We start from the raw sequence: 9,500 nt of genomic DNA on the forward strand, positions 1-9,500 counted from the left end.
TTTATCGACTCGCCGGGCGATTTGCGGCAAGCGCCCTATGCACAAACGGAGGGGGCACGAATCAGACCAAGAGCGTTTGCTGCGGCGTAGGCCGGGCCGTGCGTGATGCGATGGAAATACGAGTGATGCGCGGGCGAACCTTCAGGCCAGTTGGCGAGAAACGCCTGCTGGAATGTGGCTGCATCGTAATGCACAGGAATCGCATCGATATGAACGCCGCCGATCATGCCGCCGTATTGCACAAGCCCATCGCTTGCAGGATGCACCGACAGCCGTGAAATGAGGCCATATTGAGTATGCGAAAAATTCGGCATGCCGGCTGCGCCATTGTTGATGACGAAGTGTGGACGATCGTCCTGCACAAAACGCCGGAAGGTCGGCAGGCAGGTGTGGCTGGACGCGAAGCCGGCCAGGTTCGCGCTTTCGCAAACTTGATGCAGCCAATCCACGTTCCGTTGTTCATGCAAGGCATCGTGGGCGAATCGCCAACCGGCAAGTGACTCGACGTCGCCGTGAACAATACCGATGCGCTGTCCGCCCACTTCGGCGACGGCCGTCATCGGCAGCGCCGATACGGCGCTCGCCAGTGCCGGAAACGCTTTCGCCGTGCGGCGCAATGTGCGCATGATCTGGTTTGAACGCTCGACATCCGCATCATCGACATAATCCGGATACGCGCACCCGCAGCCCGCGTCGTCGGCATCGGGCGCAAGCTCGGTTTCTACGTTGCCGCGCAAGGCGACATGTTTCAGTACTTCGCCATTGATGATTTCAAACGATGCCGCATCGATATTGAACCAGTTGAAGTCGCCATTGAAAATCAGCGTCGGCCGTATCGGTTCGGCGGCGGCAAGTTGCAGAATCGCATGCAGGGCCAGTACGTTGCCGTAGAGTCCGCCGATGACGTAGATCGTTTCAGCATGAACGTCCGCGGCCCGCACAAAGGACGAGGGGGCGTAGCGATAGTGGAGCGGGCAGGCGCGGCCGGGGGTCATTGAGCGGCTTGCATGACGAAGTTTTTTGGCGAACAGGCTGCAAACTCAAGCACTGGCGCGGCGTTCAAGGCATAAATGGCTGTAACCCGCCGCCAGTGCTAGGGTTTGCTATTCCGCCGCCGCAAGCGCGCGCTCGACATTGCCGTCCGCATCCAGTGCGCCGCCGCAGGACGAACCCTGCCCCGCCGTGCAGCCATAGCAATGGTCCTTCACCACAATCGGGTTGCCGAGCAGATCTGTCCCCATCAAATCGCGCAGATGCGTTTTCAGGCGCCCCGCATGTTGCAGCGGCAGGCCGAGCATCTGATTGAAATCGCAGTCGTACACATAGCCAAGATAGTCGACCGACAGCAGCGAACGGCACATCACGCTGTCGAGGTTATGCGACTGGAACGACGCCACCAGCAAATCCATGTAGGGTTCGAACTGCCCCTTGGAAATCAGCGTCGAGCCAAAGCGCTGGATCGGCATGTTGGTGATGGTGAACAGGTGATTGAAGACGATGCCGAAATTCTCATGGAGCAGGCGATGGTAATCGGCTTCAAGCGCTTCCTGCGCGGGCGGCAGCTTTGGCCCCTGCGGGTTGTACACCAGATTCAAAACAAGGCCGCTGCCAGGCTTGCCATAGCCCAGCGCATTGAGTTTCTTCAGGCCGGCAATCGATTTGTCGAACACGCCCTCGCCGCGCTGCTTGTCAACGTTTTCCTGCGAGTAGCACGGCAGCGAGGCACTTACCTCAACCTGTTGCGCGGCCAGGAATCCCGCCAAGTCTTCAAAGCCGGGTTCTTCAAGGATAGTGAGGTTGCAGCGGTCAATCACGCGCACATCCATCGCGCGCGCCGCGCACACCAGTTCGCGAAAATGGGGATTCAGTTCGGGCGCGCCGCCGGTCAGGTCCAGCGTACCGATTCGTGCGGCGCGCATGTAGGCGATGACTTCACCGACCGTTTCATACGACATCATTTCCTTGCGGTCCGGACTCGCGTTGACGTGGCAGTGAAAACACGCCTGGTTGCACTTGTAGCCGAGATTGACCTGCAGCGTCTCCAGCGTCTTGCGACGAAGGTGCGGAAAGCCGCGCGATTTCATCAGGTGGAGAGTTTGGTTCATGAGAATTTTCCAGGAAGGATTGACATCGATGATAGAGGATACAAATTCCTGCGTCGAATCCGGAAAACCGGATTCGACCATCACTTGCCCGCAATAAGTCGCGACGCCTGGGCGGAACTTACAGCTTGCCTAGAGCGCCTTTACCGCGGCAACCAGCGCGTCAACCGTAATCCCGAAGTGTTTGTACAACACCCCCGCCGGCGCGGATTCGCCAAACGTATCGATGCCGATCACCGCGCCCTCCAGCCCCACATATTTGTGCCAGTAATCCGTCACGCCTGCTTCGATCGCCACGCGCGGGGCGCCCTTCGGCAGCACATCGCCTTTGTACGTCGCATCCTGCCGGTCGAAAACAAAGGTTGACGGCATCGACACCACGCGCACGTGAATCCCTTCACTCGCCAATACTTTCTGCGCCTCGACGGCGAGCGATACCTCGGTACCGGTGGCAATCAGCACGGCTTTCAGTGCACCCGCTTCCTTCGCCAGCACATAGCCGCCACGCGCGACATTGGCAAGCGTTGCGGCATCGCGCGTCTGGAAAGGCGAATTCTGCCGCGAGAAAATCAGCGCGGCCGGGCCGTCCTTGCGAGCCAGTGCATGGCGCCACGCATGGGCCGCTTCGACGGTATCGCAGGGACGCCACAAGTCCATGTTCGGGATCAGGCGCAGCGACGCGACCTGCTCGACCGACTGATGCGTCGGGCCATCTTCGCCGAGGCCGATCGAATCGTGGGTGAACACGGAAATATTTCTCAGCTTCATCAGCGCTGCCATGCGCAGCGCATTGCGCGAGTAATCACTGAAGGTGAGGAAGGTGCCGGTATACGGAATGAGGCCGCCGTGCAGCGCAATGCCGTTGGCGATCGCCGTCATGCCGAATTCACGCACGCCGTAATTGATGTAGTTGCCGCCGGAAATCGGCGAGAGCGCCACGGTGCCGCTCCAGTTGGTGAGATTGGAACCGGTCAGATCGGCCGAGCCGCCGATGAGCTCAGGCAGGGCCGGCGCAAATCCTTCGATGGCGATTTGCGATGCCTTGCGCGTGGCGACGGTTTCCGCCTTGTCGTTCAGCTTCGCCACCAGCGCGTTCGCGGTATCCGCAAAACCCGTGGGCAATTCGCCGGCCATGCGGCGTTTGAATTCCGCTGCCAGTTCGGGAAACTGTTTTTCGTAAGCGGCAAAGGTCGCTCCCCATTGCGCGTTCAGGCCGGCGCCTTTGTGCGTGCAATCCCACGCATCGTAAATCGCTTGCGGAATCTCAAATGGTGCGTGCGTCCAGCCGATCGCCTGCCGTGTCGCGGTAACTTCCTTGTCGCCCAACGCGGCGCCGTGAACTTTGTCGGTGCCCGCCATGTTCGGCGAACCTTTGCCGATCACCGTCTTGCAGCAAATCAGGGTTGGCTTGCCAGTCACCGATTTCGCTTCCTTGATGGCGGCATCGACTTCGTCGGCGTTGTGTCCATTTACATTCGGGATCACATGCCAGCCATACGCGGCGAAACGCATTGGCGTGTTGTCGCGGAACCAGCCTTCGACCTTGCCGTCGATGGATATGCCGTTGTCGTCATAGAAGGCAATCAGTTTGCCCAGTCCGAGCGTACCCGCCAGCGAGCACACCTCGTGGGAAATTCCTTCCATCAGGCAGCCATCGCCCAGGAACACGTAGGTGTGATGATCGACGAGGGGCAATCCTTTGCGGTTAAACGTGTTGGCCAATTCCCGTTCGGCGATTGCCATGCCCACCGCATTCGCGAGCCCCTGCCCGAGCGGCCCGGTAGTGGTTTCGACGCCCGGCGTCACGCCCACTTCCGGATGTCCCGGCGTTCTGGAATGCAATTGACGGAAGTTCTTGAGTTCCTGCATCGGCAGGTCATAGCCCGTCAGATGCAGCAGCGCATAGAGCAGCATCGAACCATGGCCGTTGGACAGGACAAAACGGTCACGATCGGCCCAGTGCGGATTCTTCGGGTTGTGTTTCAGGTGGCTGCGCCACAGCACTTCAGCGATATCCGCCATGCCCATCGGCGCACCGGGGTGGCCGGAGTTGGCTTTCTGGACGGCGTCCATGGCGAGGGCCCGGATGGCGTTGGCGAGTTCGGTGCGGCTAATCGTGGAAGCGGAGGAGGTCATGGGCGGAAGGGGAAGTGGAGGAGGAATCGGGAGAAAGGAGACACGATGAAGGGAATGGCAATTATAATTTAGGCACTCGCCCCGTCGTGCCTTTTCGCGGGGAAAAACCAACAAAATTGCTCTGGGAGCCGCGCCATGAAAGGCCTGCATATCGTCGCGGACCTCTACCATTGTCCGCCCAGCGATTTCCTGATTTCCGCCAAGGCGTTACGCGCGCTTTGTCTTGAAGCCTGTGAAGCCGCCGGGCTGACGGTGCTGGGTGAACATTTCTATCAATTCGACGGATTGAACAGCCCGTTGAATCCCGTACAGGATGGCGGTGCAACCGGCGCGGTGGTGCTGGCCGAATCGCACCTTGCGGTTCATACCTGGCCTGAACGCAGCGAAGTGTCGCTGGATGTCTATGTTTGCAATGTCACGGCCGATAACAGCCTGAAAGCCGAAAAGCTCTATCAACTGATGATCGAAGCATTGAAGCCGGCCGATATCGTGGTTGAGCGCATCTGGCGCGGGAAAGAGCTGCCGGTCGTGGCAATGGCCGCGATGACACCCATTGCCGCCATCGCCGCCTGATTCACATGCGACTGGATGAAAACCTCAATGCCGGTGCCGGGGTTTACTTCGACGGTACGCTGATCGAATCGCTACAGACGCCGTATCAACTAATCGAGATATTCGATACTCCCGCGCTCGGCAAGCTGATGCGTATCGATGGCGCAAATATGACCAGCGAGCGCGATGAGTTCTTTTATCACGAGAACCTCGTGCATCCGGCCGCAATTGCCCATCCCGCGCCGAAGCAGGTGTTGATAATCGGCGGCGGCGACGGTGGGTCGATCGAAGAAATTCTCAAGCACCCGAGCGTGGAGAAGGTCGTGCTCGCCGAACTGGATGCCGGCGTGATCGAGATTGCGCGGAAGCATTTTCATGGCGTGCATCACGGCGCGCTGGACGATTCGCGCGTGGAGATCCGCATTGGCGATGGCATGGCGTATGTTCGCGATTCGGCGGCGCGATGGGATCTCATTTACCTCGACCTCACGGACCCGATCGGGCCTGCTAAAGCGCTGTACACGCAAAACTTCTACACCGATTGCCGGCGCGCGCTGAACAAAGGCGGCGCGCTGGTGCTGCACGTCGGCTCGCCGTTTGCGCACGCCGACCGCGTCGCGGGCAGCCTTGCCGATCTGCGCGCTTTGTTCACCGTCGTCACGCCGTATTTCGTGCACATTCCGGTATACGGCGCAGTGTGGGGCTTTGCGGTGGCATCGGATTCGCTCGACTTGCGTTCGCTCAATGCCGAACAAGTCGATTGGCGACTTACCGATCGAAATATTGGGCGACGCCAGTTCTATAACGGCGCGATGCATCAAGCCATGCTCGCATTGCCGGAATACATTCGCCAATCCATCCGCTAACCTTCAGCTAATATAGCGTTTTCCCGCATTTCGAAAGCCCGGAAATGTTGAAGCGCATCCGAAAATCCAGTGGCCATGTCACGCTCGTGCTGATTGGCGCCGCCGCACTCACGGCGGGACTCGCCGGTTGTTCCAAGGAGGAAGTTCGCCGCGATGTCTATGCGAGCAAGGCGGATTGCCTGGCCGACTGGGGCAATACGCCGAAGGACTGCGAGCCCGCCTACGACCGTCCCACGGGCAATGGCGCGACCACACACTACTACGGGCGGCCCTACACCCACAGCGGCGGCGGATCATCTTCGTCTTCGCGTTCCAGCAGGACCATCGGCAGTTCCACCGTGAGCCGTGGCGGCTTTGGCAGCAGCGGCCATTCGGCATCGGGTTAGCCGTGTGCATTCTTCGGCTTGATCGCCCCGGCGCAAGCGCGTTCGCGGCATTTTGTTTTTTTCCGCGTGACGCGATGGAGCACGCATGAAGCGCCTCGACATGGTGCCGCGCCCCGATTGGCCACAAAAAATGGAAGCGCTCGGTTTCGGCTTTCATTCCATCGACGGCATCTACTGGGACGAGCGCGCCTGCTACGAATTCACCTCGGCCGAGATCGATGCTCTGGAAACCGCGACGGCCGAACTGCATGAATTGTGCGTCGAGGCCGCGGGCCATGTAATCGATACCGGCGACTACGAGCGCTTTGCTATCCCGTCCGAATTTATCCCGTTGGTCGAGCGCTCGTGGAACGATGACGAGGCCACGCTTTTCGGCCGCTTCGATTTTTCCTGGGATGGCCACGGCGCGCCGAAGATGCTGGAGTACAACGCCGATACGCCGACCTCGCTGATCGAAGCGAGTGTTGCGCAGTGGTACTGGCTGCAGGAAGTGGTGATGCCGAAGAATCCGCGCGCCGACCAGTTCAATTCACTGCACGAAAAACTGATCGAGCGCTGGAAGGAAATCGTCGCGGAACTGCCCGGCAAGACGGTGCACTTCACCTGTGTAGCCGACAGCGAAGAAGATGTCGGCAACCTCGATTACCTGCGCGACGTCGCGATGCAAGGTGGCGTCGATGCCAAGTTCATCGACATCGGCGACATCGGCTGGGACGCCGTGGCAAAAGTCTTCGCCGATACAGAGAACAACGAAATCAAGACGCTGTTCAAACTCTATCCCTGGGAATGGATGGTGCGCGAAGCCTTCGGCCGCAATCTGATCGACAGCCGCATGCGCACCATTGAGCCCGCCTGGAAAATGCTGCTCTCGAACAAGGCGATACTGCCGGTGCTGTGGGAACTCAACCCCGATCATCCCAACCTGCTGCCCTCGTACTACGAGCCGCAGAAATTCGCCACCGACTACGTGAAGAAACCGATCCTGTCGCGCGAAGGTGCCAACGTCACCATCACCACCGACAAAGGCGAGATCGCCATCCCTGGCGAATACGGCGCGGAAGGGTTCATCTACCAGGCCTATCACCCACTGCCGGTGTACGACGGCAGCCACACGGTGATCGGCAGCTGGATCATCGGCGATGAGCCAGCCGGGATCGGCATCCGCGAAGACGAATCACCCGTCACCAAGAACACCAGCCGTTTCCTGCCGCATTATTTTGTTTGACGACATCAAGAGGACAGTGCCATGACCCAATACGAAATCCTGGAATCCTTCGGCGGCTTCGACGACTTCCTGCTCTACCTCGCCATCGCCAGCGTGCTGCTGGCGGTGTTCGTCGCCATCTATACGCGGATCACTCCCTACCGCGAAATCGCGCTGATCCGCGACAACAACATGGCGGCCGCATTCAGCCTCTCGGGTGCCTTGATCGGCATGGTGGTTCCGCTGGCGAACGCGGTCGAATACAGCGTGAATCCGATCGATATGGCGATCTGGGGATTCATCGCGCTGGCGATTCAACTCATCGTCTTCGTCATCGCGCGCATCGCGCTGCCGAATATCGTCGTGGACATCCCGGCGGGCAAGCAGGCGGCGGGATTTTTTCTGGGGGCAATTTCGATCGCGGCGGGGTTGTTGAATGCGGCGTGCATGACGTATTGAAAGATGAAAGTCTAGCGTTGGCGGGGCGTTCGGGACATAAATGGCCGAAAAGGCGCGCTGGTGCTAGTGTTATTGAAAAATGATGGTTGCCGCTTTGGCGTTCTTGCCGAAAAAGTTGTTGCGACATTTCGGGATTCTGTTGATGGTGGGGCGACGCGGCAAGCGCGGTGAAAAGGCGATGTTCATCATGAGTATTTATCCTCTTACCCTCCGCATGATAGACGGCAACACGGAATGGTGTGCAGTCGCGGTGCTTCCTACATTCAGTTCCGCGTTAAGAGGGCAGATCGTCGCTCAAGGACAAGGAGCATGGCGCTAGACCGACGACGTCCGCTTCGTCTACTTGCTGCTGACTGGCTAAAGAAGTTCGCAACTGACTCTGGCTTCGACTTCAAACAGCAGGGCAACGGGAAGGACAGTCTCACGTTCGGCGTGCCAGGCGAGTCGGCAATCGAGGTGAGGTTCATTGATGGCGAACCCTTCGTCGAGTTCCACACTGAAGTTCCCGCGCTGCAGCGGTTGATTGACGGCACTCAGCAACGGCAATTGAAAATGCCCATCGCGGGCTCTTCGGCGACATGATCTGGTACTCGACCGAATACTCTGTCAGTGGCCTGACTCCTTCATTCACGCGAAACATGTCCTCCAACTTGTTCGAGTTTCTGACAGCGCAGACTCGAGTTCTAGGTTGGCGACGTATCGGACAGGATGTGCTTCTTGAGTTCAAGGAGGACCAGTCCGAGACTAGTAGTCAGCCATCTCCGTTCGCCCCACCTGGGAAGGTGGCTGTACATCTCGCATCGCGCGGTCCAATGCAAGGCTTCTTCGCTGACGATATAGCCCATCAACTTGCCGAAACAGCCGCCGCAATCTGTGCCTTCGCTCTGGGACGTCCAGTGGCGGGTGGGACCTTCGTGATTCCAACAAAGCCGGAAGCACTTCCTGACCTTCAGGCTAGACACAAGGATCTGGCAATTCTGAACATTGCGCGTAAGAGCGTCTCACTTGATATCTTCTCAACCGACTCGGGCGTGCCCGAGCTGGATCACTTCCACCGCATGCGCGCAGCACTCCGCACCCACAATGCTGCGCTCGCGCAAGATAACGACGAGGTTGCGCGCATCTTGTACGTCGTAGCCATGGAATCTTTGTGCGCGCCCAGAACGACGTGGAGAACTGAGAGGATGTCGCGCAGGTTCTTGGACTTCTTTGATGACCTTATGCCCGATGCACTTGACGAGGTCGTTGCACACGCGAACTTTGAGGAAGCGTTTGGAACAAAACGAGGCGAGCGCACCGCGCGGGCCTTGAGACGCGACTTGCTGCGGCAAGCCTATTCCCTTCGTTCAGAACCGGTCCATCAGGGGCTCTCAGCTCAGTTCTGCCCATTTGGCATGAGTTACGATGACTCAGCAACACTTCAGCGCGGCTTCTTCTGCGACTTGAGTGAGAGGGCAATTCTCGCCTACTTGCGTGCGCCGCGCAGTTCACTGGTTGGTCATCCAATCCTAGATCGTCCGCCCGGTGGTCTGCCGTCGTCGCCCGCTTGGCTCGAACGTTGACCCGCAAGGAAGTCGATGAATACTTTCCAATCAATGAACGAGGCGGTACGAGTTGCCAAGCAGATACTTGCAGGCGAGATTGGTCCAAATATTGGTTGCGACATCATCTACAGAATTGGCAAAGCACTTGATTACCCCTCCGAACTTGGGGCATTTTCGTTGCTAGGCCACGAGCAGTATGATCACGAACACATTGGGATCACTGCTGAATCATGTGTTCCGGATATTTTGGA

10 protein-coding genes and 1 pseudogene are annotated in these 9,500 nt (G+C 58.6%); 7 read left to right on the forward strand and 4 right to left on the reverse strand.

Annotated features, from left to right (window positions below; translation table 11 throughout):
• Window positions 1-35: 35 nt before the first annotated feature.
• The 3 genes from IPP88_22340 to tkt all read right to left on the reverse strand — a co-directional run bounded on the left by IPP88_22340 (window position 36) and on the right by tkt (window position 4,238).
• A complete protein-coding gene (locus tag IPP88_22340) occupies window positions 36-995 on the reverse strand; it encodes a hypothetical protein (GenBank protein ID MBL0125295.1) in 960 nt (319 codons plus the stop codon).
• A 108-nt stretch (window positions 996-1,103) separates the two neighbouring features.
• A complete protein-coding gene (gene arsS, locus IPP88_22345; protein MBL0125296.1) occupies window positions 1,104-2,105 on the reverse strand; it encodes an arsenosugar biosynthesis radical SAM protein ArsS in 1,002 nt (333 codons plus the stop codon).
• 129 nt (window positions 2,106-2,234) lie between these two features.
• Entirely contained in the window at window positions 2,235-4,238 is a 2,004-nt protein-coding gene (gene tkt, locus IPP88_22350; protein ID MBL0125297.1) for a transketolase, read from the reverse strand.
• A 135-nt stretch (window positions 4,239-4,373) separates the two neighbouring features.
• Between tkt and speE the strand changes: the two are divergent.
• The 5 genes and pseudogenes from speE (at window position 4,374) to IPP88_22375 (ending at window position 8,024) form a co-directional block, all read left to right on the forward strand.
• Window positions 4,374-5,656, forward strand: a pseudogene (speE, locus tag IPP88_22355) (polyamine aminopropyltransferase).
• 44 nt (window positions 5,657-5,700) lie between these two features.
• The gene (locus IPP88_22360; protein MBL0125298.1) at window positions 5,701-6,042 is read left to right on the forward strand and encodes a hypothetical protein; all 342 of its coding nucleotides are present in this window, start codon (window positions 5,701-5,703) and stop codon (window positions 6,040-6,042) included.
• A gap of 85 nt (window positions 6,043-6,127) precedes the next feature.
• The gene (locus IPP88_22365; GenBank protein ID MBL0125299.1) at window positions 6,128-7,267 is read left to right on the forward strand and encodes a glutathionylspermidine synthase family protein; all 1,140 of its coding nucleotides are present in this window, start codon (window positions 6,128-6,130) and stop codon (window positions 7,265-7,267) included.
• A gap of 21 nt (window positions 7,268-7,288) precedes the next feature.
• On the forward strand, window positions 7,289-7,705 hold the full coding sequence (locus IPP88_22370) for a DUF350 domain-containing protein (protein ID MBL0125300.1): 417 nt from the start codon (window positions 7,289-7,291) through the stop codon (window positions 7,703-7,705).
• 79 nt (window positions 7,706-7,784) lie between these two features.
• Entirely contained in the window at window positions 7,785-8,024 is a 240-nt protein-coding gene (locus IPP88_22375) for a hypothetical protein (protein ID MBL0125301.1), read from the forward strand.
• A 38-nt stretch (window positions 8,025-8,062) separates the two neighbouring features.
• Here IPP88_22375 and IPP88_22380 read toward each other — a convergent pair whose 3' ends face one another.
• A complete protein-coding gene (locus tag IPP88_22380; GenBank protein MBL0125302.1) occupies window positions 8,063-8,251 on the reverse strand; it encodes a hypothetical protein in 189 nt (62 codons plus the stop codon).
• Between the two features lie 266 nt (window positions 8,252-8,517).
• Between IPP88_22380 and IPP88_22385 the strand changes: the two genes are divergently transcribed.
• The gene (locus tag IPP88_22385) at window positions 8,518-9,267 is read left to right on the forward strand and encodes a hypothetical protein (GenBank protein ID MBL0125303.1); all 750 of its coding nucleotides are present in this window, start codon (window positions 8,518-8,520) and stop codon (window positions 9,265-9,267) included.
• A gap of 15 nt (window positions 9,268-9,282) precedes the next feature.
• On the forward strand, window positions 9,283-9,500 hold a 218-nt coding region (locus IPP88_22390; protein MBL0125304.1), incomplete at its 3' end, for a hypothetical protein.

It is taken from the genome of Betaproteobacteria bacterium (genome assembly GCA_016720925.1).
In the GTDB taxonomy this organism is placed as follows: Bacteria; Pseudomonadota; Gammaproteobacteria; order Burkholderiales; family Usitatibacteraceae; genus UKL13-2.

What these genes read in the sequence shown, in the direction of transcription:
- arsS (MBL0125296.1), bottom strand. Translation starts at nt 2,105, where the DNA reads ATGAACCAAACTCTCCACCTGATGAAATCGCGCGGCTTTCCGCACCTT.
- IPP88_22365 (MBL0125299.1), top strand. Translation starts at nt 6,128, where the DNA reads ATGAAGCGCCTCGACATGGTGCCGCGCCCCGATTGGCCACAAAAAATG.
- tkt (MBL0125297.1), bottom strand. Translation starts at nt 4,238, where the DNA reads ATGACCTCCTCCGCTTCCACGATTAGCCGCACCGAACTCGCCAACGCC.
- IPP88_22385 (MBL0125303.1), top strand. Translation starts at nt 8,518, where the DNA reads ATGCAAGGCTTCTTCGCTGACGATATAGCCCATCAACTTGCCGAAACA.
- IPP88_22360 (MBL0125298.1), top strand. Translation starts at nt 5,701, where the DNA reads ATGTTGAAGCGCATCCGAAAATCCAGTGGCCATGTCACGCTCGTGCTG.
- IPP88_22375 (MBL0125301.1), top strand. Translation starts at nt 7,785, where the DNA reads ATGATGGTTGCCGCTTTGGCGTTCTTGCCGAAAAAGTTGTTGCGACAT.
- IPP88_22370 (MBL0125300.1), top strand. Translation starts at nt 7,289, where the DNA reads ATGACCCAATACGAAATCCTGGAATCCTTCGGCGGCTTCGACGACTTC.
- IPP88_22340 (MBL0125295.1), bottom strand. Translation starts at nt 995, where the DNA reads ATGACCCCCGGCCGCGCCTGCCCGCTCCACTATCGCTACGCCCCCTCG.